At 59.9% G+C, this 19,107-nt stretch carries 17 protein-coding genes; 7 read left to right on the top strand and 10 right to left on the bottom strand.

The genetic code is table 11. The features are described from left to right. Positions 1–9: 9 nt before the first annotated feature. The 4 genes from A6U98_RS17625 to A6U98_RS17640 form a co-directional block, all read right to left on the bottom strand. Positions 10–1,560, bottom strand: coding sequence for a SpoVR family protein (locus A6U98_RS17625; RefSeq protein WP_064651771.1), 1,551 nt, complete (start codon positions 1,558–1,560; stop codon positions 10–12). After that, on the bottom strand, positions 1,557–2,831 hold the full coding sequence (locus A6U98_RS17630) for a YeaH/YhbH family protein (RefSeq protein ID WP_064651772.1): 1,275 nt from the start codon (positions 2,829–2,831) through the stop codon (positions 1,557–1,559). Before A6U98_RS17630 ends, A6U98_RS17625 begins: the two co-directional genes overlap by 4 nt. Before the next feature lie 12 nt (positions 2,832–2,843). After that, on the bottom strand, positions 2,844–4,787 hold the full coding sequence (locus tag A6U98_RS17635) for a PrkA family serine protein kinase (RefSeq protein WP_064651773.1): 1,944 nt from the start codon (positions 4,785–4,787) through the stop codon (positions 2,844–2,846). A 413-nt stretch (positions 4,788–5,200) separates the two neighbouring features. Next, on the bottom strand, positions 5,201–5,677 hold the full coding sequence (locus A6U98_RS17640) for a VOC family protein (RefSeq protein WP_018242832.1): 477 nt from the start codon (positions 5,675–5,677) through the stop codon (positions 5,201–5,203). A 247-nt stretch (positions 5,678–5,924) separates the two neighbouring features. Between A6U98_RS17640 and A6U98_RS17645 the strand changes: the two genes are divergently transcribed. Then, positions 5,925–8,405: a UvrD-helicase domain-containing protein gene (locus tag A6U98_RS17645; RefSeq protein WP_064651774.1), complete on the top strand. Its 2,481-nt coding sequence runs from the start codon at positions 5,925–5,927 to the stop codon at positions 8,403–8,405. Positions 8,406–8,432: 27 nt separating this feature from the next. Here the strand turns inward: A6U98_RS17645 and A6U98_RS17650 are convergent, their stop codons facing one another. Beyond that, entirely contained in the window at positions 8,433–8,780 is a 348-nt protein-coding gene (locus A6U98_RS17650; protein ID WP_064652259.1) for a hypothetical protein, read from the bottom strand. Positions 8,781–9,180: 400 nt separating this feature from the next. Between A6U98_RS17650 and A6U98_RS17655 the strand changes: the two genes are divergently transcribed. From A6U98_RS17655 to A6U98_RS17665, 3 genes are all read left to right on the top strand, one after another. Further along, on the top strand, positions 9,181–9,678 hold the full coding sequence (locus A6U98_RS17655) for an EF-hand domain-containing protein (RefSeq protein WP_064651775.1): 498 nt from the start codon (positions 9,181–9,183) through the stop codon (positions 9,676–9,678). Between the two features lie 346 nt (positions 9,679–10,024). Then, positions 10,025–10,651: a bifunctional nicotinamidase/pyrazinamidase gene (pncA, locus tag A6U98_RS17660; RefSeq protein ID WP_064651776.1), complete on the top strand. Its 627-nt coding sequence runs from the start codon at positions 10,025–10,027 to the stop codon at positions 10,649–10,651. Positions 10,652–10,746: 95 nt separating this feature from the next. Continuing rightward, positions 10,747–11,412, top strand: a complete 666-nt coding sequence (locus A6U98_RS17665; RefSeq protein WP_064651777.1) for a dihydrofolate reductase family protein — start codon at positions 10,747–10,749, stop codon at positions 11,410–11,412. Between the two features lie 95 nt (positions 11,413–11,507). Here A6U98_RS17665 and A6U98_RS17670 read toward each other — a convergent pair whose 3' ends face one another. Together A6U98_RS17670 and A6U98_RS17675 are read right to left on the bottom strand one after the other, a co-directional pair. Further along, positions 11,508–13,100, bottom strand: coding sequence for a hypothetical protein (locus A6U98_RS17670; RefSeq protein ID WP_064651778.1), 1,593 nt, complete (start codon positions 13,098–13,100; stop codon positions 11,508–11,510). Positions 13,101–13,265: 165 nt separating this feature from the next. Next, positions 13,266–13,511 carry a DUF2164 domain-containing protein gene (locus tag A6U98_RS17675; RefSeq protein WP_064651779.1) on the bottom strand — a complete coding sequence of 82 codons (246 nt, stop codon included), beginning with the start codon at positions 13,509–13,511 and terminating at the stop codon, positions 13,266–13,268. 132 nt (positions 13,512–13,643) lie between these two features. Here A6U98_RS17675 and A6U98_RS17680 point away from each other — a divergent pair, with 132 nt between their 5' ends. Both A6U98_RS17680 and A6U98_RS17685 read left to right on the top strand, forming a co-directional pair. Then, positions 13,644–14,375: an AzlC family ABC transporter permease gene (locus A6U98_RS17680; RefSeq protein WP_064651780.1), complete on the top strand. Its 732-nt coding sequence runs from the start codon at positions 13,644–13,646 to the stop codon at positions 14,373–14,375. A gap of 3 nt (positions 14,376–14,378) precedes the next feature. Next, positions 14,379–14,687 carry an AzlD family protein gene (locus A6U98_RS17685; RefSeq protein ID WP_064651781.1) on the top strand — a complete coding sequence of 103 codons (309 nt, stop codon included), beginning with the start codon at positions 14,379–14,381 and terminating at the stop codon, positions 14,685–14,687. Between the two features lie 29 nt (positions 14,688–14,716). Here the strand turns inward: A6U98_RS17685 and A6U98_RS17690 are convergent, their stop codons facing one another. Next, complete coding sequence (locus tag A6U98_RS17690) at positions 14,717–16,552, bottom strand: aminopeptidase P family protein (RefSeq protein WP_064651782.1); 1,836 nt, start codon at positions 16,550–16,552, stop codon at positions 14,717–14,719. Between the two features lie 279 nt (positions 16,553–16,831). Here A6U98_RS17690 and A6U98_RS37185 point away from each other — a divergent pair, with 279 nt between their 5' ends. Next, positions 16,832–17,005, top strand: a complete 174-nt coding sequence (locus A6U98_RS37185) for a hypothetical protein (protein ID WP_168273096.1) — start codon at positions 16,832–16,834, stop codon at positions 17,003–17,005. A gap of 424 nt (positions 17,006–17,429) precedes the next feature. Here A6U98_RS37185 and A6U98_RS17695 read toward each other — a convergent pair whose 3' ends face one another. Then, on the bottom strand, positions 17,430–18,308 hold the full coding sequence (locus A6U98_RS17695) for a 50S ribosomal protein L11 methyltransferase (RefSeq protein WP_064651783.1): 879 nt from the start codon (positions 18,306–18,308) through the stop codon (positions 17,430–17,432). A gap of 68 nt (positions 18,309–18,376) precedes the next feature. Next, positions 18,377–18,979 carry an SCO family protein gene (locus A6U98_RS17700; RefSeq protein ID WP_064651784.1) on the bottom strand — a complete coding sequence of 201 codons (603 nt, stop codon included), beginning with the start codon at positions 18,977–18,979 and terminating at the stop codon, positions 18,377–18,379. Positions 18,980–19,107 lie beyond the last annotated feature (128 nt).

Consider the following 19,107-nt stretch of genomic DNA (forward strand, 5'->3'; position numbering starts at 1 on the left):
AAAACTGGATCATTGAACGATCTTGCGCGGGCTCGCCGCGTGTTCTCTCGCCACCGTGCTGGAACTGTCGATTTCCTGAAGCAACACGTCATAGCCCCAGAGATCGGCGAGATGCTGCAGGACGAGCTTCGTATCATTTTCCTGAAGATAGCAGCCATTCATGACGATGTGCTGCAGCAATAGGCGGCGGTCGCCGGCGAGGTCGACATCGACGATATCGATTGCCGGATCGGTCCAACCGATATCGTATTCGCGGGAGAGCTGGCGGCGGATGCGCAAGTATCCGCGCTCATTATGGATCGCCGAAACCAGTACCCCCTCGGTCTGTTCCGGATCGTCGTAGAGATGGAACAACCGCAACTGCCGGATCAGGTTCGGGCTCAGGAACTGGCTGATGAAGCTCTCGTCTCGGTAATTGGCCCAGATGTCGCGCAGGACGGCCATTGCATCGCCTCGTCCGGCGATATCGGAAAACCATGCGCGGTCCTCTTCCGTCGGCGTCGTAACGATCCTCTCGATGTCCTGCATCATCGCAAAACCAAGCGCATAGGGGTTGAAGCCCGAGAACCGCCGGTCGTCATAGCTCGGCTGGAACACGACGTTGGCGTGCGACTTCAGGAATTCGAGGAAGTTTCCGTCGCTGATCTGCCCCCGCTCGTGAAGCCGGTTCATGATCTGGTAGTGGACGAAGGTGGCGGTTCCCTCGTTCATCACCTTGGTCTGCCGCTGGGGATGGAAATATTGTGCGACATGGCGGACGATGCGAAGGATCTCGCGCTGCCACGGCTGCAGCCGCGGCGCTGATTTTTCAAGAAAATAAAGGATGTTGTCCTGCGGAAGACCGAGGGCGGCGCGGCGTTTTTCCAGGCCGATGTCACCCGCCTTCCGGGCCTTGCCGACGGGAACCGTGCGCCACAGATCGTTGAACATCTGCTCTTCGTGGGCGCGACGCTCCTGCTGTCGCTTCTCCTCCTGGCGAAGGTCGATCGTGGTCTTGCCCGCGTATCGATGCACCCCGTGCGACATCAGCGCATGGGCTGCGTCGAGCGTACGCTCGACGGCCGTCTCGCCGTAACGTTCTTCACAGCGGGTGATATAACCCTTGGCGAAATCGAGGTAATCGAGGATGCCCTCCGCATCGGTCCAGAGCTTGAAGAGATAGTTGTTCTTGAAGAAATGGTTGTGGCCGAAGGCCGCATGCGCGGTGACGAGCGTCTGCATCGCCGCCGTGTTCTCCTCCATCAGGTAGGAGATGCAGGGCGAGCTGTTGATGACGATCTCATAGGCAAGGTCGCGCATCCCGCGGCGGTAGAAGGTTTCGTGATGCGCGAAGTGCTTGCCGAAGGACCAATGGCGATAGAAGAGCGGCATGCCGGTCGAGGAATAGGCATCCAGCATCTGCTCGGAGGTGATGACTTCGATCTGGTTCGGATAGACGTCGAGGCCGAGTTCGCCGATCGCGATCTCCTCGCAGGCGTCGTGGATGCGCTGGAGTGTTGAAAAGTCCCAGTCGGCACCTTCGAACAACAGCCGCTCTCGTGGCCTCATCGTCATGGTCATGGCGTCACCTTCGACTGTGCGTCACGTTTCTGGAAGAGATCATGGAAAACAGGGAAAATTTCGTTTCGCCGGCAGACCTTGCGCATCGAAAGCGGCTGCAGCTCGGAACGGATCCCGTCATAGAGCATCCAAAGCGGCGAGCGAGATACTGAGGAGTCACCGCCTTCTTCGCCCACCTCGATATAGGCGAAATACTGGCACACCGGCAAAATCTCGCGCAGCAGCTGTCCGCTCAGGTTCCCGTCGGAATGGGCGTTGTCACCGTCCGAGGCCTGGGCGCCATAGATATTCCATTCCGCCGGATCGAAACGCGCCGCGATGATCGCCCGCATTGCCGCTAGCGCACTGGAAACCAGCGTACCGCCCGTTGCCGGGCCATAGAAGAAGGTTTCCTCGTCGACTTCCTCGGCCTTGTCGGTATGGCGGATGAAGACGATCTCCACTTTCTTGTAGCGCTTCGACAGGAAAAGGTAGAGCAGCAGGTAAAACCGCTTCGCCAGGTCCTTCATGTGTTCCGACATGGAACCGGAGACGTCCATCAAGCAGAACATCACGGCCTTCGCCACAGGCTTCGGCTCGTTTTCGAAGCGGCGATACCGCACGTCGAGCGGATCGATATAGGGAATGCGCCGGCTTTTTTCCGTCAGGGATTTGAGTTTTGCCTCAAGCGCCAGCCGGCTCTCGTCTTCCTCGCATTCCTCGATCTGCCGCTGCAGGGCTTCGATTTCTTCGCGGCGCGGACGGCCAAGCGCGACACGGCGCATCATCGCGAGCCTGGTCGTGCGACCGACGGCGATATTGGACGGCGATCCCGACACGGAATAACCGGCACGGAACGGAGTTTCCTCCTCGGTTTCGGCCAGGCGCCGCTTGGCAAGGTCAGGCAGTTCCAGATCGTCCAGGAACACATCGAGGAATTCCTCGCGCGTCAGCACGAAGCGGAAGCCGTCCTCGCCATCGCCCTCACCGGCATCCTTGGGTTTTCCGCCCCTGCTCCCCGGCGGGCGCGGAAGAATGTCGCCTTCGACGAAGGCCCTGTTTCCAGGCAGGATATGGTCGCGGATGCCGCCGTCGCCCCTTCTCAAGTTCGGTTCGGCCATTCCATCGATCGGCAGGCTGATTTCCCCGCCGTCGAGCACATCGCGAATGTTGCGGTTTTGCAGAGAACGTTTTACCGCCTGCTGCACGGCGCCTTTCATGCGCCGAAGAAACCGCTGCCGATTTTCCAGACTTTTACCGCGCGGATTTAGCCGACGGTCGACAATGTGCATATTGGCTCCACATTAACTTGCCTGTTTGACGCGCATGTACCATTCGACGAGGCGCCGAACCTGCCTCTCCGTGTAGCCCCGCGCGGCCATGCGCGAGACGAATTCGCTGTGCTTCTTTTCCGTTTCGGAATCCTTCTTCGATCCGAAGGAAATGACCGGCAAAAGATCTTCGACCTGCGAGAACATTCGCTTTTCGATGACTTCCCGGATTTTCTCGTAGCTCGTCCATGACGGATTCTTTCCGCCGTTGGCTGCCCGCGATCTCAAGCAGAACTTGACGATTTCGTTGCGGAAATCCTTCGGATTGGCGATTCCCGCCGGCTTTTCGATTTTCGTCAGTTCCTGGTTGAGGAGCTCGCGATCGAGAAGCTGGCCGGTATCGGGATCCTTGAAGTCCACGTCTTCGATCCAGGCATCGGCATAATCAACGTAGCGGTCGAACAGATTCTGTCCGTAATCCGCATAGGACTCAAGATAGGCCTTCTGGATTTCATTTCCAATGAACTCTGCGTAACGCGGCGCAAGATCGGCCTTGATGAATTCCAGATATCGCTTCTCGACATCGTCGGAAAACTGCTCGCGCCGGATCGACTGCTCCAGCACATACATCAGATGAACCGGATCGGCGCCGATATCCGTGGTGTCGTGATTGAAAGTGGAGGCGAGCACCTTGAAGGCGAAGCGGGTCGATATGCCGTCCATGCCCTCGTCGATGCCGGCGGCATCCCGATATTCCTGGACACTGCGGGCGCGCGGATCCGTCTCCTTCAGGCTTTCGCCGTCATAGGTGCGCATCTTCGAGAAGTATGTCGAATTCTCATGCTTGCGCAGACGCGACAGCACGGAGAAGCGGGCCAGCATTTCGAGCGTCGCGGGGGCGCATGGCGCATCGGCGAGTTCCGATCCCTCGATCAGCTTCTCGTAGATCTTCTGCTCTTCCGTGACGCGCAGGCAATAGGGCACCTTGATCACGCAAATACGGTCGATGAAGGCCTCGTTGTTCTTGTTGGCCTTGAAGGTTTGCCATTCCGCTTCGTTCGAATGCGCAAGCACGATGCCGGTGAAGGGTATGGCGCCGATGTTCTCGGAGCCGATATAGTTCCCCTCCTGCGTCGCCGTCAGCAGCGGATGCAGCATCTTGATCGGCGCCTTGAACATCTCGACGAACTCGAGCACGCCCTGATTGGCGCGATTGAGGCCGCCAGAATAGCTGTAGGCATCGGGATCGTTCTGGGAATAGGTCTCCAGCTTGCGAATATCAACCTTGCCGACCAGCGACGAGATATCCTGATTGTTCTCGTCTCCAGGCTCGGTCTTGGCGATCGCAATCTGGCGCAACCGCGAAGGCTGTACTCTGACGACACGGAAGCGGGAAATATCGCCGCCAAAATCATCGAGCCGCTTCAGGCACCACGGGCTCATCAGTCCGCTTAGGCGTCGCAAGGGAATGCCGTATTGCTCCTGCAGGAGCGATCCCATCGTGTCCGGGTCGAAGAGGTTGAGCGGACTTTCGAAAACGGGGCTGATCTCGTCACCGGCCTTCAGCACGTAGATCGGATGAAGCTCCATCAGCAGCTTCAGCCGCTCGGCCAGCGATGACTTGCCGCCGCCGACCGGGCCGAGCAGATAGAGAATCTGCTTGCGCTCCTCGAGCCCCTGCGCCGCATGGCGGAAGAAGGAAACGATGCGTTCGATTGTCTCTTCCATGCCGTGGAAGCCGACAAAGGCCGGATAAATCCGGATGGTCCGGTTCATGAATATCCGACCGAGGCGCGTGTCCCTGGCGGTGTCGACCATCTGTGGTTCGCCTATCGCGGCGAGCAGGCGCTCGGTCGCATTGGCATAGGCAAGCGGTTCCTTTTTGCAAAGGTCGAGATACTCCGCGATCGACATATCGGTTTCGCGACGCGCATCATAGCTGCGAGTGAACGCATCAAATACGGATTCGCTCAGCATGGGCCCTCCATTCAAGGTTAATGCCACAGGCTCTAGGTCGTCATACCAAAGGAGATGGCCACGACATTCCTAAGAATCAATAGTTTCGCAGGTATATTCCACGCTCACCGGCTGTTTCTGGCAATGCACAAAAACGTGCATGCACCGGTTATTTTTTTACTCTACGAAACTGTTACTTATTGTAGTTGAGAAGGGTGCATTGCGGTATCAGCACATTTCGCGACGTGACAGAAAGATGAAAAGGGTGTGCAATGTCGCCCGTGATTCGAGCACTGGAGAAATCGACGATTTGGCGGTCAATCTGCCCAAAGTCGATGCGGGACAGCATGTGCCGATCCGCTCCATACATGTTAGAAAACGGGCGCATCCTAGCCATGCGCCCCGCATCGTGATCATGCGCCCACCCGCGCGACTCAGCCGTTGAATGCCTTCTCCAGTGCGGCGACATCGATCTTGACCATGCCGAGCATCACTTCGGTCACGCGCCTGGCCCGCTCGCGATTGCTGTCGGCGATCATCTCGGACAGCATGCGCGGCACGATCTGCCAGGAAAGGCCCCAGCGGTCCTTCAGCCAGCCGCAGGCCTCCGGCGTGCCGCCATTGGCGAGGAAAGCCTCCCATATCCGATCGATCTCGGCCTGGCTTTCCACAAGAATCGCGATCGAAAAGGAATGATTGAAGCTATCGAGCGGGCCGGCCTTCATCGCCAGGAAGGCCTGGTCGGCGAGGGTGAACTCGATCAGTTCGACACTGCCGGGAGGCCCGCTCGGCGTTTCGGCCGGCAATATGGTGGTCCGGCCGATCCTGGAGTCCGGGATAACAGACACGTAGAATTCGACGGCTTCGCGCGCTTCCTCGGCGAACCAGAGATTTGAAACGACCTTCGGCATGAAACGGCCTCCTTGTTGACGGGTGTTGATCCGGACTTGCTGTCCGATGACCCAAGGACGCCCCACCGGCACCAGTTCCGACACGCCGCGATCGAAATTTTAGCTCCGCCGGCCCGCATGGCGACCACAGCCGGGCTCGGCGGCGGCATTGCCGCCGGCAACCTACCGCTTGGAATAGCGCCGGCTCGGGAATGAAAGCAGAACATCTTTTCTGGTCTTTCCTTCCCGAATCACTACATTACGCGCCATGAGCAATAGTTTCGACGATATGCCCTTCTTCGACGAAGAGCCGGGCGAGACGGCGCGCAAGCCGCAGCCGCCTGCCGCACCCGCCGAAAGGGCGCCCGCCGCCGGTGGCGGCATCGCCGCCCGCGCCTTGGCGGCTCGCGACGGCGGCAAGCGGCCGGATTACCTCGCCGGGCTGAACCCCGAGCAGACCGAAGCCGTCGAAACGTTGGAAGGCCCCGTTCTCGTGCTGGCCGGCGCCGGCACCGGCAAGACGCGCGTACTGACGACCCGCATCGCCCATATCCTCAATACCGGCCGCGCCTTCCCCTCGCAGATCCTCGCCGTCACCTTCACCAACAAGGCCGCCCGCGAGATGAAGGAGCGCATCGCGTTGCTCGTCGGTGGCGCCGTCGAAGGCATGCCCTGGCTCGGCACCTTCCATTCGATCGGCGTCAAACTTCTGCGCCGCCACGGCGAGCTCGTCGGCCTGCGCTCCGATTTCACCATTCTCGATACCGACGACGTCGTCCGCCTGATCAAGCAGATCATCCAGGCCGAAGGCCTCGACGACAAGCGCTGGCCGGCCAAGCAGTTCGCCGGCATGATCGACACCTGGAAGAACAAGGGTCTCGGCCCTGCCGATATCCCCGAGGGCGATGCCCGCGCCTTTGCCAATGGCCGCGGCCGCGATCTCTACTTTGCCTATCAGGCGCGCCTGACGACGCTGAACGCCTGCGACTTCGGCGACCTGCTGATGCATCCGATCGCGATCTTCCGCAAGAACCCGGATCTCTTGAAGGAATATCACGGCCGCTTCCGCTATATCCTGGTCGACGAGTACCAGGACACCAACACCGCCCAGTACATGTGGCTCAGGCTTCTCGCCCAGCGCTCCAAGGGCGAGCTGCAGAACGTCTGCTGCGTCGGCGACGACGATCAGTCGATCTATGGCTGGCGCGGCGCGGAGGTCGACAATATCCTGCGCTTCGAAAAGGACTTCCCCGGCGCCAAGGTCATCAAGCTCGAGCGCAACTACCGCTCGACCGAACATATCCTCGGGGCCGCCGCCCATCTGATCGCCCATAATGAGGGCCGCCTCGGCAAGACGCTGTTCACCGACCGCTCCGATCCGGACGACGCCAAGGTGCAGGTCCACGCCTCCTGGGATTCGGAGGAGGAAGCCCGCGCCATCGGCGAGGAAATCGAGCAGCTCCAGCGCGGCAAGCATCTCTTGAACGACATGGCGATCCTCGTGCGCGCCTCCTTCCAGATGCGCGAATTCGAAGACCGCTTCGTCACTCTCGGCCTCAATTACCGCGTCATCGGCGGCCCGCGCTTTTACGAGCGCTTGGAAATACGCGATGCCATGGCTTATTTCCGCTTGGTCGCGCAAGCCTCCGACGACCTCGCTTTTGAGCGCATCATCAACACGCCGAAGCGCGGCCTTGGCGATACGACGGTGCGCGCGTTGCACGACTATGCCCGTGCCCGCGACATTCCGATGCTTGCGGCAGCCGCCGACATCATCGAGACGGACGAGTTGAAGCCGAAGGCGCGAAAAGCCCTCTTCGACGTGATTCAATCTTTCCGCCGATGGCAAGAACTGCTTGAAAATACACCGCATACCGAGCTTGCCGAGCAGATCCTCGAAGAGTCCGGCTATACCGACATGTGGAAGAACGACAAGAGCGCCGAAGCACCCGGCCGCCTCGAAAACCTCAAGGAACTGATCCGCTCGATGGAAAGCTTCGAGTCGATGCGCGGCTTCCTCGAGCACGTCTCTCTCGTCATGGACGCCGAGACCAACGAGAACCTCGACGCCGTCTCGATCATGACGTTGCACTCGGCCAAGGGCCTGGAATTCGACACCGTCTTCCTGCCCGGCTGGGAAGAAGGCCTCTTCCCGCACCAGCGCTCGCTGGATGAGAGCGGCCGCGCCGGCCTGGAAGAAGAACGCCGCCTCGCCTATGTCGGCATCACCCGCGCCAAGCACCGCTGCCACATCTGGTTCGTCTCCAACCGCCGCATCCATGGCCTCTGGCAATCGACCCTGCCCTCGCGCTTCCTCGACGAACTGCCGGTCACCCATGTCGAGGTCGCCGAAATGGAGCAGAGCTACGGCGGGTACGGCCGCGGCGGCTATGGCCAGTCCCGCTTCGACAAGGCCGAACCCTTCGCCAATTCCTATTCCACTCCCGGCTGGAAACGCGCCCAGGCCAACAAGACCGACGCCACACGCGACAATTGGGGCACCCGCTCCGGCCACGCCGTCGAACGCATCGGCTACGGCGAAAGCGGTCCAAAGGGGCGCACGATCGAAGGCGAACTGGTGGCGAAATCGACCTCGTCGGAACCATCGAGATTCACGCTCGGCGACCGCGTGTTCCACCTCAAATTCGGCAACGGCAACATCACCGGCATCGAAGGCAACAAGCTGACGATCGAGTTCGACCGCGCCGGACAGAAGCGGGTATTGGACGGGTTCGTCGAGCGCGTGTGACCTCGCGTCAACACGGCGCGAAAACGTTCACCCGAGCATCCGCATCCTTCCGAGCCCGAGAATATCGTTGATCAGGGCGATGCCTATTCCCGCGGCGACGATTCCCAATCCGATGAGAAACAGCCGGCGAGACCGGTCATATTTGGCGGCAAACAGGGAGTCCCGCGCCAGCAAATCGGCAAAGACTTTCACCTGGACGGCGATGCCGACGACGAGGAACAGCATCGGCAGAATATCGATGCGGCTCCAGTCATTGGGGTTGGAGACCCAGACGCTGATGAAATTGAGCGAGAAACCGAGGATGATCCCGGCCGCCGTCAGCGACCCGTTGCGAAACGTCGCATCGATCTTTTCGTCGGGGTCCGGCTGTGACATGGCTTCGGTTCCGGCTTGCTTCTGAGTAAGAAAGGCAGAAATCATGACTCGGAGCAAGATCGGCCTGATGTTGCCCCTCGCGGAAAGCAGACAAAATGTCGCAGCCGCGCAAACCCGGTCACTCCGGCCACACCTCCTCCGCACGCTGCGTTACGGCAATTTCGGGCCAACGCCGGCATGAATTTAATCGCGCCCAAACAAACTGGCTGCCAAAAAAAACCAATAAATTCAATGAAAAATCTTTGGCAACCGAAAGGTTGATGTGCGTTGCCTCACGTCGTCAATCACACTCCTGCCCTGTCAAAACGTCGCTTTGACGCCTTGCGCAAATCAGCTTAGCCCAGAGGCTGCCCGCCCATGAAAGGCAGGCTTCACGACGAACTTTTCAAAGGAGGTTCCAGTGACCAGTGTTTCATCTCTCGGCAGCACAGTGACCCAGTACCAGTCTCCGCTGTCCAGCCTCGACAAGAATGGCGACGGCGTCATATCGGCGGACGAGTTGGCCGCCGCCTCGCAGTCCTCGACATCGGGCACGGCGTCGACCCACAGCTACGACAGCAGCACCGACATCGTCAAAAAGATCACCGCCGACATCCTGTCGCTGATGCTGTCCATGCAGAAGACCGATAGCAGCGACGATCAGGGCGACGGCAGCGATCAGGGCGACGACGACACCAAGGGCGTCTTTGCCGCGATGGATACGAATGGCGACGGCAAGTTGACCGAGTCCGAATTCCTCGCCGCCGATCCGAACAGCATCAAGACTTCAGGTGATAGCGATCCGCTCCTCACCAAGGTGCTGAGCGATATGCAGACAGCCCTTCAGGCCTACCGCAATACCTACGGCGCTTCCGCCGCAGCAGGTGATTCCGCAGCCGAAGACGTGGCGGCGGTCTAGCCGGCCGAGATCCGGGCTCTGCCGGGGGAGCCTCGATCCATCGATGCCGCACAAGAGCGTCCTACGCAGGCAGATCGATTTGCCGGCAATTGTCACCGTCGCGGGCCGTGTCTGCGATCCGGAAATGATGCACGAGCCGTCCCCGTCCCCCTCCCCCTCCGCTCCATTTCAACACGAGAACCGTCGCCAGCTATCGTAATGATTGCATTAGAGCATTCTGTTTCGACGACTTACTACCGCTAGTGCCAGAATTAACACTTGCGCGTCCGCGCCTGGAAATCCACTAGTTGATCCATTCAGTGTGCTTGGCGTCTTACACTGCAATAAAGCGAAGGGATTGGCCTTGATGAAAGCGCTGCTGCTCGTCGATATTCAGAACGGCTTCTGTCCGGGCGGCAATCTGCCGGTGCCTGACGGCGACAAGGTGGTTCCGGTCGCAAACAGACTGATCGACAGCGGCAAATACGATTTGATCGTCGCCTCGCAGGACTGGCACCCGCCGGGCCATGGCAGCTTTGCCTCCGCCCATCCCGGTGCCGCCCCCTTCGAGATGGGGGAACTGTCGGGCAAACCGCAGATGATGTGGCCCGACCACTGTATTCAGGGTACGCTCGATGCCGAACTGCATCCCGAACTCAAATCCGAAGAGATCGACCTGATCCAGCAGAAGGGCGAGGATCCTGATATCGATAGCTATTCGGCCTTCCGCGACAATGACCGCGATGCCTCGACTGGCCTTTCCGATTTCCTCGAGGATCAGGGCGTCACCGACCTCGACGTCTGCGGGCTTGCGACCGACTATTGCGTCAAGTTCTCCGCGCTCGACGCCCTGGAGATGATGCCTGACGTTCGCGTGCGTTTCATCGAGGATGCAAGCCGCGGCATCACCCCCGAAGGCGTCGCCGCCGCCATCGAGGAAATGCGGGCGCATGGCATCGCAATCATCGACAGCGCCAAGGTCCTGTCCGGCTGATTGAGATCAGCGATAAAAGACAATGTGGTGGATGTCGGATCGGCACACGTCCATCCGTCCTTGGCTCTGAACACACCAATCATGGGAGTTGAGAGATGAGAAAGCTTGTTACCGCAGCCTTCGTGAGCTTGGATGGCGTCATGCAGGCGCCGGGCGCGCCGCAGGAGGATCCGACCGGCGGCTTCACCCTTGGCGGCTGGACCGTCAATTACTGGGATGAGCCGATGGGCGGTTTCATGGACGGGATTTTTACCGACCCCTTCGCGCTGCTGCTCGGCCGCAAGACCTATGAGATCTTCGCAGCGCACTGGCCCTTCGTCGGCAAGGACGATCCCATCGGAAAAGCCTTCAATGCCGCGACCAAATATGTCGCAACCACCTCGAAAGAGCCGCTCACCTGGGAAAATTCCGTTGCGCTGCGCGGCGATGCCGCCGCCGAAATCGCCCGCTTGAAGCAGCAGGACGGTCCCGACCTCCTGACTCAGGGCAGCAGTGGCTTGCTGCAAACCCTGCTGGCGCACGACCTGATCGATGAACTCCGGCTCCTGACCTTCCCGCTCATCCTCGGCCCCGGGAAGCGCTTGTTCGGCAAGGGCGCCAGGCCGGAGGCGCTGAAGCTCACGGCCAATTCGGTATCGACGACCGGTGTCATCATGAGCGTCTACGAGCGCGCCGGCGAGGTCGAAACCGGCAGCTTCGGAATGCCCGAGCCCTCGCAAGCCGAGATCGCACGCAGAGAACGGATGAAGCGCGAGGGCTGAGACGCGCCGGCGCGTTCCTCAGGGACTACGCTTCATCGAGGATGCCAGCCACGACAGCGTGGACGTGTTGCGCAAATAGGCTGCTAGGTGGCGTCTTATTTCAATACGTAGGCGTCGAACGTCTCATCGCTTCCGGCAACCCGGCCGAAGCGCTTGACGAGGCTTGTCGCGTTCTGGAAGGCAGAAATGTCTTCCGGCGTCATAGACAACCGCCAAACATAGCTTTCACGCAGGGAGACGGGCGCGGTAATCTGATCGAGCCGCTGCGAAAGAAGAATGACAACAGGCACATGCTCACTCTGCTGCAATCGATGTGCCGTTTGCAAAATATCGGCAAGGCTGAGCGAAAGCCGCGCGTTCCGAGTATATCGCACGATGGCGCCGAACCGCTCCTCCCGCAGAAGATAGGTGCGATTGGAGACGTAATAGGGCAAGGCTTCCACGAGATAGTCGGGATCCGCCATGATGACCGCGTCCTTGAGATCAGGGCGCGATTGCATGAACGCACCGAAATCCTTGCTTCGGCTCAGGGGTATTTCGGCTATGAAGGCCTGATTGATCTTTTCGATACCGGACACGACCTGTAGCGCCAGCAATATCAGGAAGCACAGGCGCCCGAACTTTACGATCCCGCCAGCAGTTTCGATGCCGGAAGCGCCCGCCCGCTCGCGCTGAGTATGCGTGGTCAAGGCGGTGATCGCGATCATGAAAACCAGCCAGAGCGCCTGATGTCTGTATCCGCCGGGATAGACAAGCGTAAAAAGCAGCGAAAGCCCTAAGAGAACCAGTCCCGCTGCGATCATCGCCGGCCGCCGGTTCGCCAGCGCCAACAGGCTGGCGTAGATGAGTACGGACATCAACGCCCCGAAAATCCGGGAGGCCAACGGATATGCCACGACCAATTCAAGGACGCGGTTGGGATAGAATCCCATAAAGTGCGAACTGGGCGCGGCAAGTGCACCAAGGGCAAGCAAAGCGAAATTCTTGCCACTGAGATCGTTCTGTCCCGTATCATTGAAGGTCGGATAGACTGTTACGAAACATAGAACAATTCCAACCGCGGCAATGGCGGCGGCTGTCGCAAAGGACCGATATTCCGTCAGAACAGGCCTTGGCCGCGCCAGAATTAAATCGAAAAACCAATAGGCGAGGAAGCCGCCGACGAGAACGACCGAATGGACGTTGGTATTTGCCAGCAAGGCAAACAACAGACCGAGCAATATCCCGTTGCGTGTTCCTTTCTCCCAATTCAGGACGATGAGGAAAATCACCAGCATGCTGATGCCGTAATTTCGCGACATCGCGGCGTAGTCGAAAATCGAAAAGCTGCTGAACAGCGACAGCAGCATAATCGAAAGCGGCAATTTCAACCTGACAACAAGAAGATAGGCCGCCGCCGCCGCAATCGTCAGAGCGACGACCTTCAGAACGACAGGTGAGCCGACCACGACATAGGCGGCGCGCAGCAGAATATACCAAAGAGCAGGATGACCCTCGCCATGCAGCTGGCGAAGCATATCGATGAAATTATCCCCCTGGAGGGCGAGTGACAAAGCACGAACCTCGTCACGCCAGACCGTTTCGGACCAGCAAAGCGCAGACGCCAGCGCAAGCCAGATCACAAAGATCAACGCCTTGCCCAGCTTGGCGGATCGAGGTTCATCGATAGCAGAGACAATCACGGCCAAATAACACGCAACCCGGTGAACGAAAGCGTCACGACCATATCGGCGCAGAAATAATTTGGCGTTAAGTGAAGGCCATCTTTTGATTTCAGGGGCGCTGAAGCATGTCGCACAAAATTGGGCAGCGGTTTAAACGCGACAAGCGAATCTGAAAGATCGCGACGCGCTTTAGAATTTTTCCTCCCGCTCAAGCAGATGGATATCCTCGGATACGTCGTCCATTCTCTGCAATAATGCGGCCTGGGCATCTCTTAGCCCTCGATTGTAAAAGTACGGCCCGATCTCCTCGGCGAAGAAGTCAAGCAGGAATTCAGCCGGCAATGCACCGATGGGATCGAGTTCCCGGTCGAAATAGGCGCGGATGCGCGAAACGATCTCAGCCTTTTCTTCCTTCGAAAATTCGATCTTCTTCATGGTTGCCTCTTTACCGAATGAGATCAGAACTTTGATGGTTCAGCGAAATCGATTGGTCAATCAATGAAATTCAATTGCCGTTGCAAGCCGTAGACCATAAGGGGAAATCTGAATTCCAACAGGAAAGATCCCATGAATCGCGCCGACTTTGCTGAAGGTTTGCGGGGCGGCTCCGCCGTTGCGCTGGCATCGGCGCCCTTTGGCGCCCTGTTCGGAGCGCTTGCGGTCGAAAACGGCATGTCGCTCTCCGAGGCCGCCTTCATGAGCGCCACCGTCTATGCCGGCGCCAGCCAGATGGTCGGCATCGAACTCTTCGGTCACAAGGTCCACGCTTGGCTGATCGTGCTGTCGATCCTTGCCGTCAATTTCCGCCACGTGCTCTATTCGGCCGCGCTGGCGCGCTACATCGGCCATTTCACGCCGGTGCAGAAATTCTTCACCTTCTTCCTGCTCGTCGATCCGCAATTCGCCGAAGCGGTAAAGCGTGGCGAGTCCGGCCGGCAACTCACCTTCGCCTGGTATTTCGGCTTCGCCATCATCATCTACATTCCCTGGGTGCTGATCAGCGTCGCCGGCGGCATGCTCGGCGGCTTCATTGGCGATCCCAAGGCCATCGGCCTCGACATCCTGCTGCCGGCTTATTTCCTTGGCATCGTCCTCGGCTTCCGCAAGCGAGACAATTTCCTGCCGGTGGCGCTCGTCAGCGCGGTGGCTTCCGTGATCGCCTACCGCTACGTCGGCTCGCCCTGGCATGTCAGCCTCGGCGCCGCCGCCGGCATCGTGCTCGCCGCTGTGCTGCCTTCGCCGCCGCAAGAGCCTGATCTCGAAGCCGACGCCCTTCAATCCGAAGTGCACGAGGTCTGAGCCATGGAATTCGATCTTCACATGGCGCTCGTCATCCTCGCCGCAGCCGCCGCCACCTTCGCCACCCGCATCGGCGGCTATATCCTCATCACCCGAATGAAGAGCATTCCCCCGCGCATGGAGGCGGCGCTGAATGCCGTGCCGGCCGCCGTGCTGACGACGCTGGTCGCCCCCGCCTTCTTCATCGGCGGCTGGGAATCGAAGCTGGCGCTGATCGTCGCCCTCTTCATTGGCCTGCGCTTCAGCCATACATGGATGCTGGTCGCCGCCTGGATCGTCGTGATGACCTGGCGCCATGCCGGCGGGCTCTGAACACCGGCCCGGGGCCGGCGCCAGACATCTTAGTATTCCAGCGGCAGCGTCGCGTTTTCGAGCCACGCCCTGACATCGTGATCATGGATGAGCGGCATCAGCGCCTCATATGTGCGGCGATGATAGTCGTTGAACCAGTGCAGTTCGTCATTGGTCAGAAGCGCCGGAATGACGAGGCTGCGGTCGATCGGGCAGAAAGTCAGCGTCTCGAATCCGAGCATCGGCGCATCGCCGCCCTCGATCTCTTCGGCCCCGCGCACATAGATCAGGTTCTCGATGCGGATGCCGAAGCTGCCGGGCCGGTAATAGCCAGGCTCATTTGAAAGGATCATGCCGGGCAGCAGTTCCTGCGTCGAAAGCCTGGAGATGCGCTGCGGGCCCTCATGCACAGAGAGATAGGAGCCGACGCCGTGGCCTGTGCCATGGGCGAAATCGGCGCCGGCCCGCCACAGCGCGATGCGCGCCAACGGATCGAGATCGCAGCCGCGTGTGCCCTTCGGGAAACGCGCGGTGCTGATGTCTATCATCCCCTTTAGCACCAGCGTGAAGAACCGGCGATGCTCTTCCGAAACCGTGCCGATGCCAACGGTGCGGGTAATGTCGGTCGTCCCATTGATATATTGCGCGCCCGAATCGATCAGGAAGAGTTCGCCGGCCTCGATCATCCGGTTGGTCTCGGTCGTCACCCGGTAATGCATGATCGCCGCATGTTCGCCGGCGCCCGAAATCGTGTCGAAAGAAATGTCCTTCAGCGGGTTCTGCATGCTCTGGCCGACGCGGGCGCGCGCCGCTTCGAGATGCTCGGCAGCTAGGATCTCGCTCACCGTGCCGGGCTTCGTCTGCGACAGCCAATAGAGGAATTCCACCATCGCCGCCCCGTCCTGCAGATGCGCGGCCGCCGAGCCATTGATCTCGACGTCATTCTTCACAGCACGCGGCAGCTTGGCGGGATCGGCGCCCTCCACCACTTCGCCGCCCGCCTTGCGGATGATCTCAGCCAACGCATAGGCGGCGATGTCAGGGTCGATCAGCACGCGGCCGCCATCCCTCGAAACGGCAGCCAACCTCTCCTCCAGCGCCGAGGGCGGCAGTTGCGTGCAGATCTGCGCGAGATAGGCCTCCGGCTCAATGCCGGTCTTGCGCTTGTCGAGGAAGATCTCGGCCCGGCCGTCGGCATGGATGATGGCGCGCGCCAGCGGATGCGGCGTATGCGGCACGTCGGCGCCGCGAATATTGAAGGTCCAGGCGACCGAAGAAGGATCGGCGATCAGCACCGCCGCAAGGTTCTTCTTCGAAAGATCGGCGGCAATTGTCGCGATCTTCTCCCTCGCCAGTACACCGGCCTGCGCGACGTTCTGGATGCTGACCGCGCCGAGCGGCTCGGCCGGCCGGTCAGCCCAAAGCCTGTCGAGTGGATTATGCGGCAGAAAGACCAGCGTGCCACCGATCTCCGAAAGCGCCTTTTCCAGACGACGCACCTCGGCCCCTGCATGCAGCCAGGGGTCGATGCCGAGCCGCAGGCCCTTGGCTCCGTTTGCGGTGAGCCAGACATGCGGCGGCTCGTTGACGAGATCGCCGCCCGAAAAGACCGAACCGTCGACCTGTTCGGCAAGCTGCGTCACATAACGACCGTCGACGAAGACGATCGCCTGCCCGCGCAAGATCAGCGCAATGCCCGCCGAACCGGTGAAGCCCGTCAGCCATGCGAGGCGCTCGGAACCTGCAGGAACATATTCGCCATTAAATTCGTCGGCGCGCGGCACGAGGAAGGCGTCGATGCCGAGCGAATCGAAACCGGCGCGCAGCGCCGATACACGATCCCTGCCGAATTGCGGCGTGGAGGTAACCTCGAAAGACTGGAACATGCTGGAGACCCGAGTGATTGAGACGAATCCGGTTAATGGGATGCTGGCCATGTTAGCGAAATTTCAACCGATGGGGAGAAAAAGCGACAAAACGAGTCGAAACCCCTGAGGCCGCTCAACATTTTGACAGAACTGTGACGCCAAAAGTTAATTTGGCACGCTTTATGCATTGGCCGCATGGCTCCCATGAGCAAAACCCTCTGCCTCCGCTTTTCAGAATAGCTATATAGGCGTCATCGAACGGTTCGCGATGAACCTATAAACAAAGGAATTCTTGAAATGACCGCCTCTCTCTCGCGCTTCGCATATAGCAGCCCGGTGCAGGCTGGCGAACGCCAGACCGTGCGTCACGTGATCGGCGGCCGCCGCCCGCAGAATGAGGACAGCCTCAAGCTGCTCGGCGCCGGCCAGCGGGCCACGCGCCACAAGGGCGCCCCCAGCTACGCGTTCTAAGCCTGAAAGCCAGTCCGTCTCCTCCCTCCCGGACCGGCCTATTGGAATGCAGTAGAGCCCGCTCGAGCGCTCCTCCCCTTGAGCTCGCGGGCATTGACCGGATAGACCGGTCCAAGGCGGTGCCATCGGCACCGCCTTTTTTGTTGTTTTAGGAAAAAGGCTTTCTTGCCCTTAGGGCAGCGCAAGAAGCTGCTTCGTTTCGATAGGTGCGCAGACCTCTCCCCACCCTCATCCCTGTGCTCCTCACAGGGATCCAGTGCCCCCCAGGTCCTTGGGCGCGGGAAACTTTCTTCAAGCTCGTATGGAGTCATTCACCGCGCAGAGGCGCGGTGGCTGGATCCCTGTGACGGCACAGGGAGGAGGCGCGTTGCCTTAAGCAAGGCATGCGTTACAGGAGAAATCACCTGCTCACAGCCTTGAAAACTCAAGGACGATCGAGATGAATAGTCACCCAGCCATTGCGCCAGATGGTCCTGACATGGCGAAGCCGCGCACCACTATAGGCGGCGATGACCTTCCAGCGCTGCGCAGCCAGAATACCCGAAAGAATCACCGATCCGCCAGGCGCAAGATGCGTCGTAAGCTTCGGCGCCATGCGGATCAGCGGCCGGGCGAGAATGTTGGCGATGATGAGATCGAAAGGACCATGCTCGGAAAAGGCCGTCGAATGAAAGCCCGGCGCGGTCCTGGTGACGATGCCCGAGGCGATGCCGTTGCGGCGCACGTTTTCGGCCGCTACCTTCGTCGCGACCGGATCGATGTCGGTCGCCAGCACCGGTATGTTCCTGAGCTTGCGCACCGCAATCGCCAGCACGCCGCTGCCGGTACCGAGATCGAGCGCGTTGCGGACCGGGCGCGAGCGCACCACGCTATCGATCACCTCGAGGCAGCCGGCCGTCGTGCCGTGATGGCCGGTGCCGAAGGCCTGGCCGGCATCGATCTCGATCGCGATGTCGCCGGAACGGACCTTGTCGCGGTCATGCGAGCCATGCACCAGGAACCGCCCAGCCCGGACGGGCTTCAGCCCCTCCAGCGATTTCACCACCCAGTCGATCTCGGGGATGACTTCCCGCTCCAGCCGGGCATCAGCGAAAGAGGCCTTCAATGCGTCCTCGACGCGGGATTGCACTTCAGCCTCGTCCTCGGCCATCATGTAGATCGAGGCTTCCCAGATATCCTTCTTCTCATCGATCTCGGTGGTGCCGATGGCAAAGTCTTCTTCACCGAAGACCGCGCTCAGAAGGTCGAGGATCTCTTCGGCCTTGGCTTCGGTCGTCGTCACGTAAAGGCGGATTTCACTCACGATAGGCGGTCTTTCCCGTTTCCGTTGCCCGCCGCCGGTCGAGCCAACGTCCCATCACGCTGAAGCTGTCACCCCTTGTTGACGAGATTCTCCAGCTTCTTTACCGCCGTGTCCGGGTTTTCGCCATAGGCGATTGTTCCGGAAAACCGCCCGGCCGAATCGAGCAGGAAGACCGAAGCGGTATGATCCATCGTATAGTCACCGTTCGGATCCTTCTCGTCGACCGGCACTTTCTTGGCGTAGACGCGGAACCCCTTGACGACCTCGGCGATCTTATCCGGCGCACCTGAAATGCCGGTGATGCGCTTGGAAACATTGGAGACGTATTCGTTCATGATCTCGGGCGTGTCGCGCTCCGGATCGACGGTCACGAAATAGGCCTGCAGCTTATCGCCCTTCGGATCGACCTTCTCCATCCAGCCGTTCAGCTCGAAAAGCGTCGTTGGGCAGACTTCCGGGCAATGGGTGAAGCCGAAGAACAGCGCCGTCGGCTTGCCGCGCAGCGCCTGCTCGGTGATCGGCTGCCCGCTCTGAGAGACCAGGGTGAAGGGCACGCCAAAAGGCGCTTCCGCCACGACATTCTTCGACTTCGTCAGATAGAGCGTGTACCCGCCAAGAAACCCGGCAAGTATCAGGACACCGACCCAGACGGCGATGCGGAATGTCTTCATTGGCATGATCCTCGATTCAGGCGGATGTGCCGCCCGCCCCTGCTGGCGTGATTATAGCCTCGACCGGAGGCGCGCAATTCAAGAATATGTTTTCGAACCCGTGTTGAATTGTCTCACCGGGAGAAACT

The sequence above is a fragment of the Rhizobium sp. WYCCWR10014 genome (assembly GCF_001657485.1).
In the GTDB taxonomy this organism is placed as follows: Bacteria; Pseudomonadota; Alphaproteobacteria; order Rhizobiales; family Rhizobiaceae; genus Rhizobium.

Coding starts and splice junctions, on each gene's coding strand:
- A6U98_RS17675 (WP_064651779.1), bottom strand. CDS start 13,511: ATGAAGAAGATCGAATTTTCGAAGGAAGAAAAGGCTGAGATCGTTTCG.
- A6U98_RS17635 (WP_064651773.1), bottom strand. CDS start 4,787: ATGCTGAGCGAATCCGTATTTGATGCGTTCACTCGCAGCTATGATGCG.
- A6U98_RS17625 (WP_064651771.1), bottom strand. CDS start 1,560: ATGACCATGACGATGAGGCCACGAGAGCGGCTGTTGTTCGAAGGTGCC.
- A6U98_RS37185 (WP_168273096.1), top strand. CDS start 16,832: ATGACCGCCTCTCTCTCGCGCTTCGCATATAGCAGCCCGGTGCAGGCT.
- pncA (WP_064651776.1), top strand. CDS start 10,025: ATGAAAGCGCTGCTGCTCGTCGATATTCAGAACGGCTTCTGTCCGGGC.
- A6U98_RS17700 (WP_064651784.1), bottom strand. CDS start 18,979: ATGAAGACATTCCGCATCGCCGTCTGGGTCGGTGTCCTGATACTTGCC.
- A6U98_RS17630 (WP_064651772.1), bottom strand. CDS start 2,831: ATGCACATTGTCGACCGTCGGCTAAATCCGCGCGGTAAAAGTCTGGAA.
- A6U98_RS17650 (WP_064652259.1), bottom strand. CDS start 8,780: ATGTCACAGCCGGACCCCGACGAAAAGATCGATGCGACGTTTCGCAAC.
- A6U98_RS17645 (WP_064651774.1), top strand. CDS start 5,925: ATGAGCAATAGTTTCGACGATATGCCCTTCTTCGACGAAGAGCCGGGC.
- A6U98_RS17685 (WP_064651781.1), top strand. CDS start 14,379: ATGGAATTCGATCTTCACATGGCGCTCGTCATCCTCGCCGCAGCCGCC.
- A6U98_RS17680 (WP_064651780.1), top strand. CDS start 13,644: ATGAATCGCGCCGACTTTGCTGAAGGTTTGCGGGGCGGCTCCGCCGTT.
- A6U98_RS17665 (WP_064651777.1), top strand. CDS start 10,747: ATGAGAAAGCTTGTTACCGCAGCCTTCGTGAGCTTGGATGGCGTCATG.
- A6U98_RS17690 (WP_064651782.1), bottom strand. CDS start 16,552: ATGTTCCAGTCTTTCGAGGTTACCTCCACGCCGCAATTCGGCAGGGAT.
- A6U98_RS17640 (WP_018242832.1), bottom strand. CDS start 5,677: ATGCCGAAGGTCGTTTCAAATCTCTGGTTCGCCGAGGAAGCGCGCGAA.